Annotated in this window: 23 protein-coding genes; 14 read left to right on the top strand and 9 right to left on the bottom strand. The window is 52.3% G+C overall.

Annotated elements, in window-relative coordinates; genetic code table 11:
• Window positions 1-70: 70 nt before the first annotated feature.
• Entirely contained in the window at window positions 71-1,192 is a 1,122-nt protein-coding gene (gene anmK / locus NA624_RS02010; protein WP_000835021.1) for an anhydro-N-acetylmuramic acid kinase, read from the bottom strand.
• Window positions 1,193-1,464: 272 nt separating this feature from the next.
• On the opposite strand from anmK, the gene slyB reads away from it, so the two are divergent.
• On the top strand, window positions 1,465-1,932 hold the full coding sequence (slyB, locus tag NA624_RS02005; protein WP_000597179.1) for an outer membrane lipoprotein SlyB: 468 nt from the start codon (window positions 1,465-1,467) through the stop codon (window positions 1,930-1,932).
• 47 nt (window positions 1,933-1,979) lie between these two features.
• On the opposite strand, the gene slyA is transcribed toward slyB, so the two are convergent.
• Window positions 1,980-2,420, bottom strand: a complete 441-nt coding sequence (gene slyA, locus NA624_RS02000; RefSeq protein ID WP_000764550.1) for a transcriptional regulator SlyA — start codon at window positions 2,418-2,420, stop codon at window positions 1,980-1,982.
• A gap of 194 nt (window positions 2,421-2,614) precedes the next feature.
• Here slyA and NA624_RS01995 point away from each other — a divergent pair, with 194 nt between their 5' ends.
• The 3 genes from NA624_RS01995 to NA624_RS01985 are packed head-to-tail and all read left to right on the top strand — an operon-like array spanning window position 2,615 to window position 5,753.
• Window positions 2,615-2,851, top strand: coding sequence for a DUF1656 domain-containing protein (locus NA624_RS01995; protein ID WP_000649755.1), 237 nt, complete (start codon window positions 2,615-2,617; stop codon window positions 2,849-2,851).
• Between the two features lie 2 nt (window positions 2,852-2,853).
• Window positions 2,854-3,714: an efflux RND transporter periplasmic adaptor subunit gene (locus NA624_RS01990; protein WP_001527784.1), complete on the top strand. Its 861-nt coding sequence runs from the start codon at window positions 2,854-2,856 to the stop codon at window positions 3,712-3,714.
• On the top strand, window positions 3,714-5,753 hold the full coding sequence (locus tag NA624_RS01985; RefSeq protein ID WP_000777612.1) for an FUSC family protein: 2,040 nt from the start codon (window positions 3,714-3,716) through the stop codon (window positions 5,751-5,753). Before NA624_RS01990 ends, NA624_RS01985 begins: the two co-directional genes overlap by 1 nt.
• Here NA624_RS01985 and sodC2 read toward each other — a convergent pair.
• The 3 genes from sodC2 to NA624_RS01970 form a co-directional block, all read right to left on the bottom strand.
• Window positions 5,729-6,250: a superoxide dismutase [Cu-Zn] SodC2 gene (gene sodC2, locus NA624_RS01980; protein WP_000826816.1), complete on the bottom strand. Its 522-nt coding sequence runs from the start codon at window positions 6,248-6,250 to the stop codon at window positions 5,729-5,731. The genes NA624_RS01985 and sodC2 overlap by 25 nt on opposite strands.
• A 79-nt stretch (window positions 6,251-6,329) precedes the next feature.
• Window positions 6,330-7,226 carry an aldo/keto reductase gene (locus tag NA624_RS01975; RefSeq protein WP_000250721.1) on the bottom strand — a complete coding sequence of 299 codons (897 nt, stop codon included), beginning with the start codon at window positions 7,224-7,226 and terminating at the stop codon, window positions 6,330-6,332.
• Between the two features lie 50 nt (window positions 7,227-7,276).
• Complete coding sequence (locus NA624_RS01970) at window positions 7,277-7,516, bottom strand: DUF1289 domain-containing protein (RefSeq protein ID WP_001538148.1); 240 nt, start codon at window positions 7,514-7,516, stop codon at window positions 7,277-7,279.
• Between the two features lie 102 nt (window positions 7,517-7,618).
• Here NA624_RS01970 and NA624_RS01965 point away from each other — a divergent pair, with 102 nt between their 5' ends.
• The 4 genes from NA624_RS01965 (at window position 7,619) to rnt (ending at window position 10,598) form a co-directional block, all read left to right on the top strand.
• Window positions 7,619-8,218: a TetR/AcrR family transcriptional regulator gene (locus tag NA624_RS01965; protein ID WP_001041823.1), complete on the top strand. Its 600-nt coding sequence runs from the start codon at window positions 7,619-7,621 to the stop codon at window positions 8,216-8,218.
• 58 nt (window positions 8,219-8,276) lie between these two features.
• Window positions 8,277-9,374 (top strand): alkene reductase, encoded by a 1,098-nt coding sequence (locus NA624_RS01960; RefSeq protein WP_000092927.1) that lies wholly within the window; start codon window positions 8,277-8,279, stop codon window positions 9,372-9,374.
• Window positions 9,375-9,442: 68 nt separating this feature from the next.
• Complete coding sequence (gloA, locus tag NA624_RS01955; RefSeq protein ID WP_001237787.1) at window positions 9,443-9,850, top strand: lactoylglutathione lyase; 408 nt, start codon at window positions 9,443-9,445, stop codon at window positions 9,848-9,850.
• A gap of 100 nt (window positions 9,851-9,950) precedes the next feature.
• The gene (rnt, locus tag NA624_RS01950) at window positions 9,951-10,598 is read left to right on the top strand and encodes a ribonuclease T (protein ID WP_001282271.1); all 648 of its coding nucleotides are present in this window, start codon (window positions 9,951-9,953) and stop codon (window positions 10,596-10,598) included.
• A 77-nt stretch (window positions 10,599-10,675) separates the two neighbouring features.
• Here rnt and grxD read toward each other — a convergent pair whose 3' ends face one another.
• Window positions 10,676-11,023 carry a monothiol glutaredoxin 4 gene (grxD, locus tag NA624_RS01945; protein ID WP_000108176.1) on the bottom strand — a complete coding sequence of 116 codons (348 nt, stop codon included), beginning with the start codon at window positions 11,021-11,023 and terminating at the stop codon, window positions 10,676-10,678.
• Between the two features lie 335 nt (window positions 11,024-11,358).
• Here grxD and NA624_RS01940 point away from each other — a divergent pair, with 335 nt between their 5' ends.
• Complete coding sequence (locus NA624_RS01940) at window positions 11,359-12,180, top strand: C40 family peptidase (RefSeq protein WP_001543058.1); 822 nt, start codon at window positions 11,359-11,361, stop codon at window positions 12,178-12,180.
• Between the two features lie 126 nt (window positions 12,181-12,306).
• Complete coding sequence (gene sodB, locus NA624_RS01935; RefSeq protein ID WP_000007294.1) at window positions 12,307-12,888, top strand: superoxide dismutase [Fe]; 582 nt, start codon at window positions 12,307-12,309, stop codon at window positions 12,886-12,888.
• 82 nt (window positions 12,889-12,970) lie between these two features.
• Here the strand turns inward: sodB and cydH are convergent, their stop codons facing one another.
• Window positions 12,971-13,060: a cytochrome bd-I oxidase subunit CydH gene (gene cydH, locus NA624_RS01930; protein WP_000102277.1), complete on the bottom strand. Its 90-nt coding sequence runs from the start codon at window positions 13,058-13,060 to the stop codon at window positions 12,971-12,973.
• Between the two features lie 295 nt (window positions 13,061-13,355).
• On the opposite strand from cydH, the gene purR reads away from it, so the two are divergent.
• Window positions 13,356-14,381 (top strand): HTH-type transcriptional repressor PurR, encoded by a 1,026-nt coding sequence (purR, locus tag NA624_RS01925; protein WP_000190993.1) that lies wholly within the window; start codon window positions 13,356-13,358, stop codon window positions 14,379-14,381.
• On the opposite strand, the gene punR is transcribed toward purR, so the two are convergent.
• Entirely contained in the window at window positions 14,378-15,310 is a 933-nt protein-coding gene (punR, locus tag NA624_RS01920) for a DNA-binding transcriptional activator PunR (RefSeq protein WP_000269522.1), read from the bottom strand. The genes purR and punR overlap by 4 nt on opposite strands.
• A gap of 112 nt (window positions 15,311-15,422) precedes the next feature.
• Between punR and punC the strand changes: the two genes are divergently transcribed.
• Both punC and cfa read left to right on the top strand, forming a co-directional pair.
• Window positions 15,423-16,628 carry a purine nucleoside transporter PunC gene (gene punC, locus NA624_RS01915; RefSeq protein WP_001182317.1) on the top strand — a complete coding sequence of 402 codons (1,206 nt, stop codon included), beginning with the start codon at window positions 15,423-15,425 and terminating at the stop codon, window positions 16,626-16,628.
• 289 nt (window positions 16,629-16,917) lie between these two features.
• Window positions 16,918-18,066 carry a cyclopropane fatty acyl phospholipid synthase gene (gene cfa / locus NA624_RS01910; RefSeq protein WP_000098879.1) on the top strand — a complete coding sequence of 383 codons (1,149 nt, stop codon included), beginning with the start codon at window positions 16,918-16,920 and terminating at the stop codon, window positions 18,064-18,066.
• A 41-nt stretch (window positions 18,067-18,107) separates the two neighbouring features.
• Here the strand turns inward: cfa and NA624_RS01905 are convergent, their stop codons facing one another.
• Window positions 18,108-18,749 (bottom strand): riboflavin synthase, encoded by a 642-nt coding sequence (locus NA624_RS01905; protein WP_000493971.1) that lies wholly within the window; start codon window positions 18,747-18,749, stop codon window positions 18,108-18,110.
• Window positions 18,750-18,965: 216 nt separating this feature from the next.
• On the opposite strand from NA624_RS01905, the gene mdtK reads away from it, so the two are divergent.
• Window positions 18,966-20,339 carry a multidrug efflux MATE transporter MdtK gene (mdtK, locus tag NA624_RS01900; protein ID WP_001175081.1) on the top strand — a complete coding sequence of 458 codons (1,374 nt, stop codon included), beginning with the start codon at window positions 18,966-18,968 and terminating at the stop codon, window positions 20,337-20,339.
• The last annotated feature ends 137 nt before the right edge of the window (window positions 20,340-20,476 follow it).

Genomic DNA, 20,476 nt, shown 5'->3' with positions numbered 1-20,476 from the left:
GCTTCTGGAAGGGCAAACGCCCCTTCCTGACCTTGCTAGTTTACCGATATAGAGTCCGGGAAAAATTCAGTTAACTCTGAGTTATTGGGTTAGCCGGGTAAATAGCGCCTAAAACACTGGCTTCTGTAGCCCCCGTCACGGAAGGTAAATTTCCCGGCAGGCCCGCGAGCGTTCGCCAGGCAAGCCAGGCAAAGGCCAGCGCTTCCATATCATCGCCGCTAATCCCCGCCTTATCGGTGGTCGAAACCTCGATACCGGGCAACAACGCCGCCAGACGGGCCATCACTAACGGATTCCGGCTTCCGCCGCCACAGACCATCAGCCGCTCGCAGCCGCCATTGAGCAGCACCTGTTGGGCGATGGAGACTGCCGTCAGCTCAGCCAGCGTGGCCTGCACATCGCGCGCGTCTGCACCAGGGAAAGCCGTAAGATGACGTTCTAACCAGCCATAGTTGAAATATTCGCGTCCTGTACTTTTGGGCGCCGACGCAGCAAAGTACGGATCGCGCAACATCTTTTGCAGCAAGGGAAGAATAACCTGACCTTCTTTCGCCCATGCCGCATCTTTGTCGTAGGGCTGCGCGCATTGTCGCCAAATCCACGCATCCATCAACATATTACCCGGCCCCGTGTCGTACCCGCGCACCGCCTGTCCGGGGAAAAGCAGAGATAAATTGGCGATGCCGCCGATATTCAGGACCATACGTTTTTCCGTCGGATGTCCCAACAGCGCGTGATGGAAAGCGGGCACCAGCGGCGCGCCTTGTCCGCCCAGCGCAATATCCCGCCGCCGAAAATCGCCGACCACTGTAATCCCCGTATGGGCGACGATGTGATTATTATCGCCAATTTGCAGCGTATGCGGGGCCTCGCCGGTCGGCTCATGCCAGACCGTTTGCCCATGACAACCAATGGCGACGATATCCCGCGGCTGCAAACGTTGTTGCGCTAACAGCGCATTAACCGCCTGTGCAAAAAGCCGGCCTAACTGGGTATCCAGCTGGCCGAGTTGCGAGAGCGTAAGCGGTTGTCCCTGGCAAATATCGAGAATGCCTTTTTTCAGATGAACGGGAATGGGCCAGGTGAGACTTGCCTGTTGCGCAACCATGGTTTCATCAATTGCCGCCAGTACAACATCCACGCCATCAAGGCTGGTCCCGGACATAACGCCAATAAAACGGCCCGATTTCATACCTCTTCCTTATTAAGCTGGGTTAAGCCTTAACACTCGGCATAACGTATTTTGCAATGCGATGCCCGCGTCACGTTTTTTGCCGTGCCGTCCACGGATATCAATGACCTATCTTTTCTTGCTTCCCACTTCGTTTAAGATTAGTTAATTAACTTCTGATTATGATTTTTACATTCTTTTGGCAGAAGATATGACCTTAACTGCATAAATGCCATATAATTTAGCTATAGGGATGCTGAAATAGCGTTTCGTGAAGAACAGGAGATGGGTAAATGATTAAACGTGTACTGGCCGTTTCACTGATGGGGTTATCCTTAGCGGGGTGTGTTAACAATGATAGCCTTTCGGGTGATGTTTATACCGCATCCGAGGCTAAACAAGTTCAGAATGTAACGTACGGTACTATCGTTAACGTTCGTCCGGTTCAAATTCAGGGCGGTGATGATTCTAACGTGATTGGCGCTATCGGCGGCGCGGTGTTGGGCGGATTCCTCGGCAACACTATCGGCGGCGGTACGGGTCGTTCACTGGCGACCGCGGCAGGCGCGGTGGCTGGCGGCGTAGCGGGCCAGGGCGTCCAGAGCGCAATGAATAAAACCCAGGGTGTGGAACTGGAAATTCGTAAAGACGATGGCAACACCATTATGGTTGTGCAGAAACAAGGAAATACGCGTTTCTCGGCAGGTCAGCGTGTCGTGCTGGCCAGCAATGGCAGCCAGGTTACTGTCTCTCCACGCTAAACCAGGCTTTACGTGTGGTCACATGGCCACACGTATGCCCCTGCACCTCAATCGTGAGAGTGCAATTCCATAATGTTGTGTTCAAGCTTGGCGATAAGTTTAATCAGAATCTCAATCTCCTCTGAAGAAATCCCAGCCAAAATTTCACCGCGCGTTTTATGAATGACCGCTTCCATCTCAGCGATCAGCGGCTCCGCTTTTTCGGTCAGTTTAATGCGCTTAGCGCGACGATCGCTGGCGCAGGTTTGCCGCGAAATTAGCCCCTTATCTTCAAGTTGATCCAACGTGCGTACCAGCGATGGCTGCTCAATGCCTATCGCTTTAGCCAATTGAATCTGCGACTGGTCAGGCGGCAATTGATGAATATTGTGCAACGTGACCCAATGTGTCTGCGTCAATTCCAGAGGCTTGAGGCGATGGTCAATCAGAGCACGCCAAATGCGCACTAACCGTGCCAGATCAGAACCTAGTGGCGATTCCAATTTCATCTCCTTATAATTAGCTTGCTAAGTTATTATGCTGATTTTAGAATAGTGTGCAGTATTTGTATTCTCAAAACAAATGTATTGCTAAATTTGCTTACCAATAGACATTTTTTCAGACATAGTGCGCACCTGGCACCTGTAGCTTCGGTTTTGGCTAAAACCAAAGCATCGATGTCTGACGCAAAGGAACATTGCTTGTGAAGTGTATACTCAACGCCACAGGATTGCCCTTACAAGATCTCATGTTGGGAGCATCTGTTTACTTTCCGCCATTCTTTAAAGCCTTTGCGCTTGGGTTCGTTATCTGGTTGTTTATTCACCGACTCCTGCGTGACCGGATATACTCTGATGAAATCTGGCATCCCCTGTTAATGGATCTCTCCCTCTTTACGCTTTGCGTATGTCTGGGCCTCGTTTTACTGATCGCGTGGTAAATATGTCCTTAAAAACAATAAAATATTTTTCTACTCTCATTGTCGCCGTCGTCGCCGTTCTGGCCGCGTGGTGGTTATGGAATTACTATATGCAGTCACCGTGGACGCGCGATGGTAAAATCCGCGCGGAACAGGTCAGCGTAACGCCACAGGTTTCTGGCAGCATTACCCAACTCAATATCAAAGATAATCAGTTCGTCAACGCCGGGGACGTTCTTTTTGTCATTGATAAAACGCCCTTCCATATTGCAGAACTTAACGCGCAGGCGCAGTTGGCCAAAGCGCAGTCCGATCTGGCAAAAGCGAATAATGAAGCCGACCGACGTCGACATTTATCGCGTAACTACATCTCTGCTGAAGATCTGGATAGCGCCAATCTGAATGTTAAAGCGATGCAGGCCAACGTAGATGTCGCACTGGCGACGTTAAAACAGGCGCAGTGGCAGCTTAGCCAGACGGAAGTAAAAGCGCCGGTATCCGGCTGGGTGACCAACCTTTCCACGCGTACCGGTGATTATGCCAGTACCGGTAAGCCGCTTTTCGCCCTGGTAGATAGCCATTCATTTTATGTAATGGGATATTTCGAAGAAACCAAACTACGCCATATCCGCGAAGGTGAGCCTGCATTAATAACACTGTATAGTGGCAATATTAAGTTACAGGGTCACGTTGGCAGTATCGGGCGCGCTATTTACGACCAAAGCGTGGAAAGTGACTCCGGTTTAGTGCCCGATATCAAACCCAACGTACCGTGGGTACGTCTGGCGCAACGCGTACCGGTACGTATCGAATTTGACGCTTTGCCGCAGGATATCACGCTCGTCTCCGGCACTACCTGCAGCGTAGCCATTGGACAGCGGTAATGAAACTCTCCCTGCCGGCCCTGCGAAATACGCCCTGGTTTAAAGCGACCTCCGGCCAGTGGCGTTACGCGTTGCGCAATACCATTGCTATGTGTCTCGCGCTGACATTCGCTTATTATCTCAATCTGGATGAGCCCTACTGGGCGATGACTTCGGCCGCAGTGGTGAGCTTTCCGACCGTAGGCGGCGTAATCAGTAAAAGTCTGGGGCGTATTGCCGGGAGTTTACTCGGCGCGACCGCCGCGTTAATTATTGCCGGCCATACGCTGAATGAACCCTGGTTGTTCTTATTTAGCATGGCCGCCTGGATCGGTTTTTGTACCTGGGCCTGCGCGCATTTTACCAATAATGCCGCTTATGCTTTCCAGTTGTCCGGCTACACGGCGGCAATCATCGCGTTCCCGATGGTTAATATTGTAGAAATCACGCAGTTGTGGGATATCGCCCAGGCACGTGTATGTGAAGTTATCGTCGGCATCCTCTGTGGCGGCATGATGATGATGATCCTGCCCAGCACATCGGATGGCACAGCCCTGCTCACCGCGTTGAAAAACATGCATGCGCGCTTGCTGGAACATGCCAGTCTACTTTGGCAGCCGGAGACTACCGACGCCATCCGCTCCGCGCATGAGGGCGTCATTGGGCAAATCCTGACCATGAACCTGCTGCGTATTCAGGCCTTCTGGAGTCACTACCGTTTTCGCCGCCAGAATGCATTGCTAAATGCATTGTTACACCAGCAATTACGGCTAACCAGCGTGATCTCCAGTCTGCGTAGAATGCTTTTAAACTGGCCGACGCCGCCGGAAAACAGCCGCGAAGTTATTGAACAACTCTTAGCTGCGCTGGCGAAACCGCGCGCGGACAGCTACACCGTGGCGCGGATTATTGCGCCGCTACGCCCGCAGGATGAACAGGATTATCGTCACCTCGCGTTCTGGCAGCGATTACGCTATTTTTGCCACTTATATCTGCGCAGCAGCCGCCAGTTATATCTGATCGAAAGCGGCGCGCCGGTGGATCAAATCCATATCCGCCGCACTCCCGGCCTTGCGCGGCATACGGATAACGCAGAGGCCATCTGGAGCGGCGTGCGTACCTTTTGCACGCTCACGGTGATTGGCGCCTGGAGTATTGGCGCGCAATGGGAATCCGGGCCCGGCGCATTAACCCTGGCGGCGATCAGTTGTGTCCTCTACTCCATCGTCGCCACGCCGTTTAAGTCGCTCACCTTATTGATGCGAACTTTAGTGCTGCTGTCCTTATTCAGCTTCGTGGTGAAATTTGGCCTGATGGTGCAAATCACCGATCTGTGGCAATTCTTGCTTTTCCTTTTTCCGCTGTTCGTCACGATGCAACTGCTTAAACTGCAGATGCCTAAGCTGGCGGGACTGTGGGGGCAGCTTATCGTTTTTATGGGCTCATTCATCGCCGTGACCAATCCGCCGGTGTACGACTTCGCCGACTTCCTTAACGATAATACCGCCAAGATCGTCGGCGTCGCGATTTCCTGGCTGGCGTTTGCGATTTTGCGCCCCGGTTCCGATGCCGTAAAAAGTCGCCGCCATATCCGCGCGCTACGCCGGGATTTCGTCGATCAGCTTAGCCGTCATCCTTCCCATAGCGAAAGCGAGTTTGAATCGCTGACCTATCATCACGTCAGTCAGCTCAGCAATAGCCAGGATGCGCTGGCGCGCCGGTGGTTATTACGTTGGGGAGTGGTACTGCTGAACTGCTCGCATGTGGTGTGGCAGCTGCGCGCCTGGGAGTCGCGTTCCGATCCGCTTTCCCGGGTGCGGGATATTTGTATATCCCTGCTGCGTGATGTGATGAGCGAGCGCGGCGTGCAGCAACGCCCGCTTGCCGTCACGCTACAGGAATTACAGCGTATCTGCGACACGCTCGCACATCATCATCAGCCCGCCGCGCATGAGCTGGCGGCGATTATCTGGCGTTTACACTGTTCGCTGTCGCAGCTGGAACAGGCTCCAGCGCAGGGAACACTGTCTCCGGGTTATTTAATGACGCCGCAGGCGTAACGCATTCCGCCGCCGCCGAGCGGTTTCGGCTGATCGGACATGTTATCGCCGCCCACATGGATCATGAGCGCTTTATCTTTCACTTCATCAAGAGACTTCAGACGCGGCGCAGTAACCGGTTCGGTGGCGATACCATCATTATTAACGACTAACACCGGGAGGTCGCCCAGATGCCCCTGGCCTTCCGGTCCTTCATGCTTGCCGGTATTTTGTGGGTCCAGATGACCACCAGCGGCCTCTGCGGCAACTGCTTTGCCGTCTTTAATCGCGGGCTGGCAGCTATCTTTGGCATGAATGTGAAAACCATGCTCGCCCGGCGGTAACGCTTTAAGGTGTGGGGTAAATTTTAAGCCGCCTTCGGTTTCATCGATGACGACGGTGCCGATAGACTGTCCTACGCCTTGCGCCGTCACCAGGTTCATCTCTACTTTCTCGCTGGCGGCCTGCGCACCCGCACAGGCCAGCAGCGTCACCATCGCTAAACTTAATCGCTTCATAAAACCTCCGTTACATGTGGTCGTCTGTTAAGTGTAAACCACTGGCGAAAACATGAACGGAAAGTCAACGAGTTGACGATTACGGCACGTCATAACCCAGTGCCGCCTTGCGGATTCGGAACCACTGTTGACGCGACAATGACAGCGTTTCCGCTTCTAGTGCGGCGCGTACGCGTTCGATTTTACCCGAGCCAATAATCGGCAGCGGCTGCGACGGCAAACGTAAAATCCAGGCATAGACCACCTGTTCAATAGAACTGGCGTTGAGTTCTTGCGCGATAACGGAAAGTTCCTGGCGCAACGGCTGATAAGCCTCATCATTAAACAGCCGACCGCCGCCAAGACATGACCAGGCCATCGGACGAATACGCAGTTGCTGTAATTGATCTAATGTGCCGTCCAGCAACAAAGGCTGATGAACCGGCGAGATCTCCACCTGATTGGTCGCCAGGGTGAACGGCAGGCGCGATTGCAGCAACGTAAATTGCGCTGGCGTAAAATTAGAAACGCCAAAATGGCGTACTTTGCCGCTTTGGTGCAGATGTTGAAACGCCTCGGCGACGTCATCCGCATCCATTAACGGATCGGGACGGTGAATTAACAACATATCCAGATAATCTGTCGCCAGATTTTTTAATGACTGTTCGGCGCTCAGAATAATATGCCGGCGATCGGTAATATAATGACCGAGCCTATTTTCCGCTCTGGCGGTGGTCGCAATACCGCATTTGGTAACGATTTGCAGTTTTTCCCGCAAATGCGGCGCCAGCGTTAGCGCCTCGCCAAACGCCGCTTCGCACTGATAACCGCCATAAATGTCCGCATGGTCAACGGTAGTGACGCCCAAATCCAGATGTTCTTCGATAAAACTCACTAACTGACGCGCGGACATATTCCAGTCCATCAAACGCCAATAACCCATGACAAAACGCGAAAACTCCGGGCCTTGTGGAGCGATGGTGACACGCTGAACCATAACAGATTCCTCATAGAGAATAATGAGGTTGAGTATACGCAATTCCGCGTTTAAAAGAGTGAAGGTTGTTGAGGATCTTCCGATGGGAGAGGCTTATTTGCGCGTATTTTACGCAAGAAACGCTGGCGACAAAGCCGCAGTACATTTTGTTTCTCGGCATCGCTCATTTTTTGCCAGTTAAACCGTTCGTCGCGGCTGCGCATACAGCCCCGACAAAAGCCACGCTCATCAGACTGGCAGATACCGCGACATGGGCTTGCTACAGGAAAAAACTCCAACTGCTCGGCCACATCCCCTCCTCAACGTTTGGCGCTTATGACTATTGAAGACGCTAACTGACATTATGGCAACTCTGCTTGCAGTCGACCGACTGGTCTACTACACTGCCTGTCATGAATAAGCAAACCGAACACGATACCCGCGAACATCTGCTGGCCACCGGCGAGCAGCTTTGTATGCAACGGGGTTTTACCGGCATGGGGCTTAGCGAGTTGCTCAAAACCGCCCAGGTGCCTAAAGGGTCGTTTTATCACTACTTTCGCTCGAAAGAAGCCTTCGGCGTCGCCATGCTTGAGCGACATTACGCCTGCTATCATCAGCGTCTTACGGCGCACTTCACCTCCGGTCCCGGTAATCATCGCGATCGTCTTCTCGCCTGGTATCAGGAAACGTTAAAGCAGTTTTGCCAGCAAGGCGCCATCAGCGGTTGCCTGACGGTGAAACTGTCAGCGGAGGTCTGCGATCTGTCGGAGGATATGCGCTCTACGATGGATAAAGGGGCGCAGGAGATCATGGCACTGCTTGCACGCGCGCTGGAAGATGGCCGTAATAGCCACTGTTTACATTTCACCGGCCAGCCGTTGCCACAGGCGCAGGTACTTTATGCCCTGTGGCTGGGCGCCAATTTGCAGGCCAAAATATCCCGTAGCGCCGCGCCGCTGGAAAATGCGTTGGCGCATGTTAAGACCATCATTGCAACGCCTGAGCAGTAACAGGCGTTTTTATTTCCTTTATTACAAGACGACCGGTCTACTTATATCAGGAGCCACTATGTCATCAGCAAAACTGTTTACCCCCCTCAAGGTGGGTGCCATCACGGCGACAAATCGCGTATTTATGGCGCCTTTGACGCGTTTGCGGAGTATTGAACCGGGCGACATTCCTACGCCGTTAATGGCGGAATATTACCGTCAACGCGCCAGCGCCGGATTGATCATTAGCGAAGCCACACAAATCTCCGCACAGGCGAAAGGCTATGCCGGCGCACCGGGATTACACAGCGATGAGCAGATCGCCGCCTGGAAAAAAATCACTCAGGGAGTCCATGCCCAGGGCGGCCATATGGCGGTGCAACTGTGGCATACGGGCCGTATTTCACACGCCAGCCTGCAACCAGGCGGACAAGCGCCCGTCGCGCCATCCGCTATCAATGCGGGAACCCGCACCTCTTTGCGTGACGAAAACGGCCAGGCCATCCGCGTAGAGACTTCCACGCCGCGCGCGCTGGATACTCACGAGATCCCCGGGATCGTCAACGATTTCCGCCAGGCTATCGCCAATGCCCGAGAGGCAGGCTTCGATCTGGTGGAGCTGCACTCCGCGCACGGTTATCTGCTGCACCAGTTCCTCTCACCGTCTTCTAATCACCGTACCGATCAGTACGGCGGCAGCGTAGAGAATCGCGCCCGTCTGGTGCTGGAGGTGGTTGATGCCGGCATTAAGGAATGGGGCGCGGACCGTATCGGCATCCGCCTTTCTCCTGTCGGCACTTTCCAGAATGTCGATAACGGCCCGAATGAAGAAGCTGACGCCCTTTATCTGATTGAAGCGTTAGGCAAACGCGGCATTGCTTATCTGCATATGTCTGAACCAGACTGGGCGGGCGGCGAACCGTACAGCGACGCGTTCCGTGAAAAAGTGCGCGCACGTTTCCACGGTCCCATCATCGGCGCTGGCGCCTATACGCCAGAAAAAGCGGAAGATCTGATCGAAAAAGGGCTGATTGACGCCGTGGCGTTTGGTCGCGATTACATCGCTAACCCGGATCTGGTAGCGCGTCTGCAATGTAAAGCGAAACTCAATCCACAGCGTCCCGAAAGTTTTTATGGCGGCGGCGCGGAAGGCTACACTGACTACCCTACTCTGTAATTTCATTGATAGCGGCCTCACATCGCCGCTATACTTTGAATATCTTGACTATTTTAAGGACAACGAAAATGCGTTTATTGCATACTATGCTGCGCGTCGGCGATTTGCAGCGTTCCATCGCTTTTTACACTAACGTTCTGGGCATGAAATTGCTGCGTACCAGTGAGAATCCGGAATACAAATACTCGCTGGCCTTTGTGGGATATGGTCCGGAAACGGAAGAAGCGGTCATCGAACTAACCTATAACTGGGGCGTTGAGAGCTACGACATGGGCAATGCGTACGGGCATATCGCGCTGAGCGTTGACAATGCTGCTGAAGCCTGTGAACGCATTCGTCAAAACGGCGGCAACGTGACCCGTGAAGCGGGGCCGGTAAAAGGCGGTTCGACCATCATCGCCTTCGTTGAAGATCCGGATGGCTATAAAATCGAATTGATTGAAGCTAAAGACGCAGGCCGCGGTCTGGGTAACTGATCCCCCGCCGGGCGCAGGTCACTGCGCCCGTTGTTTTACTGCATCCCGGCGTAAAATTTGCCATAATACGCGCTGCATTTTTTCGTATTAAGAGACTCAGATGTCCGATAACGCTCAACTTTCCGGTCTGTGCGACCGTTTTCGTGGTTTTTATCCTGTCGTCATCGACGTTGAAACTGCAGGATTTAACGCTAAAACCGATGCGCTGCTCGAAATCGCCGCCATCACGCTGAAAATGGATGAACAAGGCTGGCTGATGCCGGACATGACGCTGCATTTCCATGTGGAACCGTTCGCTGGAGCCAACTTACAGCCGGAAGCGCTCGCGTTTAACGGTATCGATCCCTCTAACCCGCTACGCGGCGCGGTGAGTGAATATGAGGCCCTACACGCTATTTTCAAAATGGTGCGTAAAGGTATCAAAGAAAGCGGTTGTAGCCGCGCCATTATGGTCGCGCATAACGCCACTTTTGATCACAGTTTTATGATGGCCGCCGCAGGGCGCGCCTCGCTGAAACGTAACCCGTTTCATCCGTTCGTCACCTTTGATACTGCGGCATTGAGCGGACTGGCGCTGGGACAAACGGTGTTATCAAAAGCGTGCCTGGCGGCAGGTATGGAGTTTGACGGCGAAAAGGCCCATTCCGCTTTGTATGATACCGAGCGGACAGCGGTGCTGTTTTGTGAAATCGTCAATCGCTGGAAGCGCCTGGGCGGCTGGCCGTTACCTTTGCCGACGGACAAATAACGAGGCTAACAACGCCACTCTTGCTCACGATGGCAGTAAAAAAGCGACCTTTACAGGTCGCTTTCTCCTTTCACAGATTACTCTGCGTCCGGCTCCTGAGTTTTATATTTTGCCGCAGTTTCTTTAATAAGCTGCTGCAACTCACCACGCTGATACATTTCAATCACAATATCACACCCGCCGACCAGCTCGCCGTCCACCCACAGTTGTGGGAATGTCGGCCAGTTGGCGTATTTCGGTAATTCAGCGCGAATATCCGGGTTTTGCAGGATATCAACATAGGCAAAACGTTCCCCGCAGGCTGAAAGCGCCTGAACGGCCTGCGCAGAGAAACCACAGCTTGGCAGTTTCGGTGAACCTTTCATATACAGGAGAATCGGGTTTTCAGCGATCTGGCGCTGAATTTTTTCGATAGTGGTGCTCATTGTCTCGCTTCCTTAAACTACTTTTACGACTGAAGCCTGTCATTGTAACGGGTCAGGCTGGCAACGGAAAATAACATTTTCATCATGCCTTATTATTTTACCGTCTGCGGGAATAAGTTGTATACAAAATATCTTTTAAGCGGGTTGCCACGCTGTGATTTGTAGATAACGCGTTCGTGTTTAGCATTAATTGCTATTTTTTTTACATCTGTTAACGAAACACAGCTTCAGAAACCAAAAGCAATTACCAATCTGTGCTTTTGTAGATTAGAATTATCAGGTTTTGTAAATCATACGCAGGCATGAATCGCCTGCCTTTAACAGAGGATTGCTCAGTGGCGCGGATAAACAAAATCTCGATCACGCTCTGTGCTTTACTTTTTACTACTCTCCCTTTTACGCCAATGGCCCATGCTTCCAGGCAAGCCAAAGCGACGCCTGCTGTTTCTCATGTCACGAAAACGGCAGATAAAAAGAAAAGCACAACGAAAAAGATCAGTAAAACCAGCAAAAAAAACGTAAAAAAAACCTCAAAAACCAGCCGTTTTTCTTCCGCTTCTACGCCAAAACGTACCACCGCCTCCACAAAATCTCGTCATACGACGCATCGTCGTAACAGAACCGCGCCCACGTCAATCGCCGCCCTCGACGTAACGGAAAAATGCACGACGCGTAAAGGCCGTAAGCCGCACTGCGTGAAGGGGAAAGGAACATTGCCGGTCTCTATTGCCGATGCGCATCGTGCAAAAGTACAAAAAGCGACGAAAACCGCGATGTCCAAGCTCATGAATCAGATTGGTAAACCGTATCACTGGGGAGGCGCGTCGCCGCGCACCGGTTTTGATTGCAGCGGTCTGGTGTATTATGCCTATAAAGATTTAGTGAAGATCCGTATCCCCCGAACGGCGAATGAGATGTATCACCTGCGTGACGCGGCGCCCATTGAGCGTAGCGAGTTGAAAAACGGCGATCTGGTGTTCTTCCGTACGCAGGGGCGCGGCACCGCCGATCACGTTGGCGTCTATGTCGGCAACGGTAAGTTTATCCAGTCTCCGCGCAGCGGTCAGGAAATTAAGATCACCTCACTGAACGAAGAGTACTGGCAGCGTCATTATGTCGGCGCCCGTCGGGTGATGACGCCTAAAACAATTCGCTAATATTTTATCCTGTCGTTTAACGACAGGATAACTTCTTCTTTTGCGCCACCTCTCAATTTGCTACCCTATCCTTACGCGCACCAGGGTTATTGTGCGTGCGCAATATTAATAATAAGGAGAGAAGCAATGTCGTTCGAATTACCTGCATTACCGTATGCCAAAGATGCTCTGGCGCCGCATATTTCTGCTGAGACGCTGGAATATCACTATGGCAAACATCATCAGACTTACGTGACCAATCTTAACAATTTGATCAAAGGCACGGCGTTTGAAGGCAAATCGCTGGAAGAGATCGTGCGCGCCTCCGAAGGCGGTATCTTTAATAACGCCGCTCAGGTGTGGAACCACACCTTCTACTGGAACTGCCTGGCGCCAAACGCTGGCGGCGAACCGACCGGGAAACTGGCTGATGCTATCGCGGCATCTTTTGGCAGCTTCGCGGAATTTAAAGCGCAGTTCACCGATGCCGCTATCAAAAACTTTGGTTCCGGATGGACATGGCTGGTAAAAAGCGCTGATGGCAAACTGGCTATCGTTTCTACCTCAAATGCCGGTACGCCGCTGACTACGGATGCAACGCCGTTGCTGACGGTTGATGTGTGGGAACACGCGTATTACATCGACTACCGCAACGCCCGTCCAAACTATCTGGAGCATTTCTGGGCGCTGGTTAACTGGGAATTTGTTGCGAAAAATCTCGCCGCATAAGTCTGAGTACGCAGAAGGTACGCCTTCTGCGTTTTAGAGAGGGATAGAATAGAGGAGACGCCCACCCTCAGAAGAGAGGAAATCAGTGCAGAGCGGCCGTTAATCCACCTGCGACAATCACGCCCAGAACAATCAGCGTAGTAATCAACGAAAATTTCAGGTCGGTACTCATCAAGTTTTCTCCTTTTTATTCCCACACAAAAAGTGATATAGCGCATTTTTGCACATTCCCGCACAAAAATCTCTCATGTTTTATATTGATAACTGTTTTTAACGCTTCCCCTTTTCCTCAAGATCAGACAAAATTCCAGGCTTACTGAATTAGCGTAACGGCCATTGACCCCTTCCTGACGTTCCGTGTCGTTTTTCCGGCGTGCCGCAACCCTGATGTTGCGATTAGGGTGTGTGTAGGCAAACGTTTACCTGGCGTTTCTCAGGAGCTTAGCGAGGGTCTGGAGTGAAATGTAATGGCAACAATTAAAGATGTAGCGAAACGAGCAAACGTTTCCACTACAACTGTATCACACGTAATCAACAAAACGCGTTTTGTCGCTGAAGAAACGCGTAACGCGGTCTGGGCGGCAATTAAAGAGCTACACTACTCTCCCAGCGCCGTCGCGCGTAGCCTGAAGGTTAACCATACCAAGTCGATAGGCTTACTGGCGACCAGCAGCGAAGCGGCCTATTTTGCCGAAATTATCGAGGCGGTTGAAAAAAACTGTTTCCAGAAAGGCTATACGCTGATTTTAGGCAACGCCTGGAATAACCTGGAAAAACAGCGCGCCTACCTGTCCATGATGGCGCAAAAGCGCGTGGATGGCCTGCTGGTGATGTGTTCTGAGTATCCAGAACCTCTGCTTTCCATGCTGGAAGAGTATCGCCATATTCCGATGGTGGTGATGGACTGGGGTGAGGCGAAGGCCGATTTTACCGACACGGTGATTGATAACGCCTTTGCAGGCGGCTATATGGCGGGTCGTTATCTGGTTGAGCGCGGCCACCGGGATATCGGCGTTATTCCCGGCCCGCTGGAGCGCAACACCGGCGCGGGCCGGCTGGCAGGCTTCATGAAAGCCATGGAGGAGGCGCTGATCAACGTGCCGGACAACTGGATTGTTCAGGGCGACTTCGAGCCGGAATCCGGTTACCACGCGATGCAGCAAATCTTATCGCAGTCACATCGCCCTACCGCCGTTTTCTGCGGCGGCGATATTATGGCGATGGGCGCGCTTTGCGCGGCTGACGAAATGGGGCTTCGCGTACCGCAGGATGTTTCGGTGATCGGTTATGACAATGTGCGTAACGCCCGTTACTTTACCCCGGCGCTGACGACGATTCACCAGCCCAAAGACTCTTTAGGCGAAACCGCATTTAATATGCTACTGGATCGCATCGTCAATAAGCGTGAAGAGTCACAGTCTATTGAAGTTCATCCACGCCTGGTTGAGCGTCGCTCGGTCGCTGACGGCCCGTTCCGCGACTATCGGCGTTAATCCCCGCAGTCGGGAGCCTCTTCTGGCTCCCGAAGCCACTCCCGATTCAACGTTTCGCTATCGCCCAAATAGTCCAGCAGCCATGCCAGCGCGGGCGAGGCCTCGTTTTGCTGCCACGTCACGCAACAGGCCGCATCGGGAAACGGATTCTCTAACGTCAGCGCCACCCATTTTCCGCTGTCTATCCACTGTCGGGCAAAATGCGTCGGCACCATTCCCACGCATAGTCCTGCCGACAGGCAGGTTGCCGATGACTCCCAGTCCGGTACGACGACCCTTTTTTGGTTATCCAGCAGCCAGGTAATCCGTTTCGGTAAGGTTCGCGAAGTGTCCTCCCTGACCAGCGACGGCCAGTTGCGCAGGGTATCATCGCTTAACGGCCCAGGCATCGACGCCAGCGGGTGATCGCTTGCCACTACGCAGCTCCAGCTCAGGGTCCCCATATCCCGAAAAGCGTAACGCCCCCCTACCGGAATCGCCTGCGTCGCCCCAATCGCCAGTTCGACACGCCCGTCGGAGAGCGCGTCCCAGACGCCGTTAAACACCTCCTGAAAAACCAGCAGTTCCACATCGTCAAAATGGCGATAGAAATCGACGATCATCTGCCGGGTACGTTCTGGTCTGACGATATTGTCCACCGCAATAGCTAACTGCCCGCGCCAGCCATTAGCAATTTGCTGACACTGTTGGCGAGTGATCTGCATTTTTTTGATAACAGAACGCCCTTCTTTTAAAAACCAGACGCCAGCAGGCGTCAGTTCAACATCACGGTGACGTCGTACAAAAAGCGGTACGGCCAGCCACTCCTCTAGCTGACGAACGGTGTAACTGACTGCTGAAGGCACACGGTGCAGTTCCTGCGCCGCCGCGCTAAAACTGCCATTGCGCGCCACGGCGTCAACCACTTCAAGCGAGTATTCCGACCACATAATTTGCCTACAAAAATTTTGAATTCACTGGACAAATATTAACGTTTCACAACCGTAATTTCACTCCCTACACTCTGCGACAATGTCTGTCTGATAAGAAAGAGAAACAAATATGCAACCTGGAAAAGGTTTTTTAGTCTGGTTAGCCGGTCTTAGCGTGCTGGGATTTCTGGCTACGGACATGTACCTGCCCGCGTTTGCCGCCATACAGGCGGATTTACAAACGCCTGCCGCCGCTGTCAGCGCCAGCCTCAGCCTTTTTTTAGCTGGCTTTGCCGTCGCGCAACTCCTCTGGGGACCGCTATCGGATCGTTATGGCCGTAAACCGATTTTACTGCTGGGGTTATCTATCTTTGCACTTGGAAGTCTGGGGATGCTGTGGGTAGAAAGCGCGGCAGCACTGCTGACGCTGCGCTTTGTGCAGGCCGTCGGCGTTTGCGCGGCAACGGTAATCTGGCAAGCGCTGGTGACCGATTATTATCCTTCGCAAAAAATTAACCGTATCTTCGCCACGATCATGCCACTGGTGGGATTATCCCCGGCGCTTGCGCCCTTACTGGGAAGCTGGATACTGACGCATTTCTCATGGCAGGCGATTTTCGCCACCCTGTTCGTGATTACGTTGTTGCTGATGTTGCCGGCGCTGCGCTTAAAACCATCGGTAAAAGCGCGTACCGAGGGACAGGATAAACTCACTTTCGCGACGTTGTTACGCTCTAAAACCTATCGCGGTAATGTGCTGATTTATGCCGCCTGTTCCGCCAGCTTTTTTGCGTGGCTAACAGGGTCGCCGTTTATTCTCAGCGCGATGGGTTACAGCCCGGCAGTGATTGGCCTGAGCTATGTTCCGCAAACCATCGCTTTTCTGATTGGCGGATATGGTTGCCGCGCGGCGCTACAAAAATGGCAGGGCTACCAATTGCTTCCGTGGCTGTTAGGGCTGTACGCGCTGAGCGTTATCGCCACCTGGGGAGCGGGCCTTCTGAATAATGCCTCACTGGTGGAGATCCTGATTCCTTTCTGCGTAATGGCGATTGCTAATGGCGCCATCTACCCTATCGTCGTCGCGCAAGCGTTACGCCCTTTCCCTCAAGCCACTGGGCGCGCTGCGGCGCTACAAAATACGCTGCAGCTGGGGTTATGTTTCCTGGCAAGCCTGGTGGTTTCATGGCTCATCAGCACGCCGCTACTGACTACCACCAGCGTAATGCTCTCTACCGTTGTTCTGGCGGCGTTAGGTTACAAAATGCAGTCTCATGCAGAGTGCGCTGAGGCCGAATTTCACCATGCCAATGTCGCCCACGACAAGTCTCACTAAAAGCTTGTTAACCGCTGGTAATTAGCACGCTAACAATTTTCGGTTGAATCATCAAAAATTGCGGCCTATACTGATTCACGGTTGTTTATATTACGATAATTATTAGGCATTAACGGGAACCGGAGCGTTCCCGATTCACCATGGATGGCCTTTTCGGCAAGGGTTCCTCCCTTCCTCTGTTCTACGTCGGATAACTGGCTCACGGAATTGCCCGTGGGATTTCTCACAAAGCCAAAAAAGCGTCTACGCTGTTTTAAGGTTCTGATCACCGTCCAGTGATGGAGAAACTATGAGTTCATCGTGTATAGAAGAAGTCAGCGTACCGGATGATAACTGGTACCGAATCGCCAACGAATTGTTAAGTCGCGCGGATATTACAATTAATGGTTCCGCCCCGTCTGACATTCGTGTTAAGAATCCCGATTTTTTTAAACGCGTCCTTCAGGAAGGATCGTTGGGGTTAGGTGAGAGTTACATGGATGGCTGGTGGGAATGCGAGCGTCTGGATATTTTCTTCAGCAAAGTCTTACGTGCCGGTCTTGAAAATCAACTCCCCCACCATGTTAAAGATACGCTCCGTATCCTCGGCGCGCGTCTGATTAATCTACAAAGTAAAAAACGCGCCTGGATTGTCGGCAAGGAACATTACGATCTTGGTAATGACCTTTTTTCCCGTATGCTCGATCCCTATATGCAATATTCTTGCGCCTACTGGAAAGATGCCGATACGCTGGAAGCGGCACAGCAAGCCAAGCTGAAATTAATTTGCGAAAAGCTACAGCTACAACCGGGGATGCGTGTGCTGGATATCGGCTGCGGCTGGGGCGGCCTGTCGCAATATATGGCGACCCATTATGGCGTTAGCGTGGTGGGCGTAACGATCTCCGCTGAACAACAAAAAATGGCGCAGACGCGTTGCGAAGGTCTGGATGTCTCCATTCTCCTGGAAGATTATCGCGACCTTAACGATCAGTTTGACCGAATCGTCTCCGTCGGTATGTTCGAACATGTCGGGCCAAAAAACTACAACACCTATTTTGAGGTTGTTGACAGGAATTTAAAACCGGATGGTCTTTTCCTGCTCCATACTATTGGTTCTAAAAAAACCGATCATAATGTCGATCCGTGGATCAATAAGTATATTTTCCCCAACGGTTGTTTGCCGTCTGTTCGTCAAATCGCCGAGGCCAGCGAATCACACTTTGTAATGGAAGACTGGCATAACTTTGGCGCCGACTATGACACGACTCTGATGGCGTGGCATGAGCGCTTTATCAATGCCTGGCCAGAGATTGCGGGCAATTATAACGAGCGCTTTAAACGTATGTTCAGCTATTATCTCAACGCCTGCGCGGGTGCGTTTCGCGCGCGTGATATCCAGCTTTGGCAGGTGGTATTTACGCGCGGCGTTGAAAACGGTCTGCGCGTTCCTCGCTAATCATCTCCCCCGCATTTCATGCGGGGGAATCTTATTTTCCGTTAGCCAATGTCGGCCTGATTTCTGACCGCATTTTCTCGTGCAGCCAGTACGCGTTCTACGGTATCAACAACCGCCTGCGTTTGCGGATCGATCTCGATATTCACACGCTCACCCAGTTTTTTTCTGCCAAGCGTAGTACGTTCCAGCGTTTCCGGAATGAGATGCACGCAGAAGCGCGTTGGCGTTACCTCGCCGACGGTCAAACTGATGCCGTCGACGCCGATAAAGCCTTTATACAGGATATACTTCATCAGGGACGCATCCTGCACTTTAAACCACACCTGATGGTTATTTTCGGAGGTCAGGATTTTCGCGATCTCCGCCGTCGTAATAATATGCCCTGACATCAGATGACCACCGATTTCATCGCTGAATTTGGCGGCGCGCTCTACGTTGACCTCATCACCTACCCTCAACGCGCCCAGATTGGTGATGCGCAACGTTTCTTTCATCAGATCAAAGCTTATCTGGTTGCCGTTTATTTCAGTCACCGTCAAACAGCATCCGTTATGCGCTACCGACGCCCCCGTCTCCAGCCCCTCCAGCATGTAGTCCGGTAACGTCACCACATGGGTGCGAAAGTTGGGTTTTTCATCAATCGATACCAGTTTCGCGGTACCCTGTACGATCCCCGTAAACATATCTTCAACTCCTGAAATAAATAAAAGCAGAACTGTTCAGCACAATAGCAGGTGGAAAAACAGCTTGCCAGCAATGCGCCGTTAACAACTGTTTTTTCGCTGGAGAAATAGTAATACCCCGCTACAATAGACTGAAATTTCCCCTGCTATTTCTTTTGGCTGCCACTACGGCGGCTTTTTAGTCTTTCATATAACAACAAAATAAAAGGTGAATACGTGCAGAAGTATACCAGTGAAGCGCGTCAGTTATTAGCGTTAGCGATACCGGTGATCCTTGCGCAAGTGGCACAGACCGCAATGGGATTCGTCGATACCGTCATGGCAGGAGGCTATAGCGCTACGGACATGGCTGCCGTCGCTATCGGCACCTCTATCTGGCTTCCCGCCATTTTGTTTGGTCACGGCTTACTGCTGGCCTTGACGCCTGTGATTGCGCAACTCAATGGCTCCGGCCGTCGTGAGCGTATCGCGCATCAGGTTCGACAAGGGTTCTGGCTGGCGGGCTTTGTCTCCGTGCTGGTGATGATCGTCCTGTGGAATGCCGGATACATTATCCGCTCTATGCATAATATTGATCCGGCGCTGGCCGATAAAGCCGTGGGTTATCTTCGCGCGCTACTGTGGGGCGCGCCAGGATACCTTTTCTTTCAGGTAGCGCGAAACCAGTGCGAAGGTCTTGCCAAAACCAAACCGGGTATGGTGATGGGATTTTTGGGCCTGCTGGTGAATATTCCGGTGAACTATATTTTTATCTATGGCCATTTTGGTATGCCTGAACTCGGCGGTATCGGCTGCGGCGTTGCGACCGCGGCGGTCTATTGGGTGATGTTTATCGCCATGCTTTCTTACATTAAACACGCGCGTTCAATGCGTGATATTCGTAATGAAACAGGCTTTGGCAAACCCGATAGCGTCGTCATGAAGCGCCTGATTCAACTGGGGTTGCCGATTGCGCTGGCGCTGTTCTTTGAAGTGACGTTGTTTGCGGTCGTTGCGCTGCTGGTTTCGCCATTAGGTATTGTGGATGTCGCGGGTCATCAGATTGCGCTTAACTTTAGCTCGCTGATGTTCGTACTGCCGATGTCGCTGGCTGCGGCGGTAACGATTCGAGTGGGTTATCGTCTGGGCCAGGGCTCAACGCTGGATGCGCAAACCGCAGCGCGTACCGGTTTAGGCGTCGGCATTTGTATGGCTGTGGTTACCGCGATCTTTACCGTTACTCTGCGTAAGCATATTGCTTTGCTCTACAATGACAACCCTGAGGTCGTGGCGCTTGCCGCGCAATTAATGCTGCTCGCTGCGGTTTACCAGATTTCCGACTCTATACAGGTTATCGGCAGCGGTATTCTGCGCGGTTATAAAGATACGCGTTCCATCTTTTTTATCACCTTTACCGCCTACTGGGTGTTAGGTTTACCCAGCGGTTATATCCTGGCGTTAACGGATCTGGTGGTGGATCGTATGGGACCGGCAGGCTTCTGGATGGGGTTCATCATCGGCCTGACCTCGGCGGCGGTGTTAATGATGCTACGGATGCGCTATCTACAACGTCAGCCGTCCGCCATCATTTTGCAGCGCGCTGCGCGATAATACGACGATAGCCGTCGCATGGCGGCTATTTTCTCGACATGTTGCATATTTCCACCGCAATCAGGTGATTTCAGGAAGAAAATTGCGATTTCCCTCTTGCCTCATTGCAGTTGTGACGCTAATATTCGTCCCCGTTG

This window comes from Salmonella sp. NW38 (genome assembly GCF_051807745.1).
In the GTDB taxonomy this organism is placed as follows: domain Bacteria; phylum Pseudomonadota; class Gammaproteobacteria; order Enterobacterales; family Enterobacteriaceae; genus Salmonella; species Salmonella enterica.
This window is presented reverse-complemented; position numbering and strand designations above follow the sequence as displayed.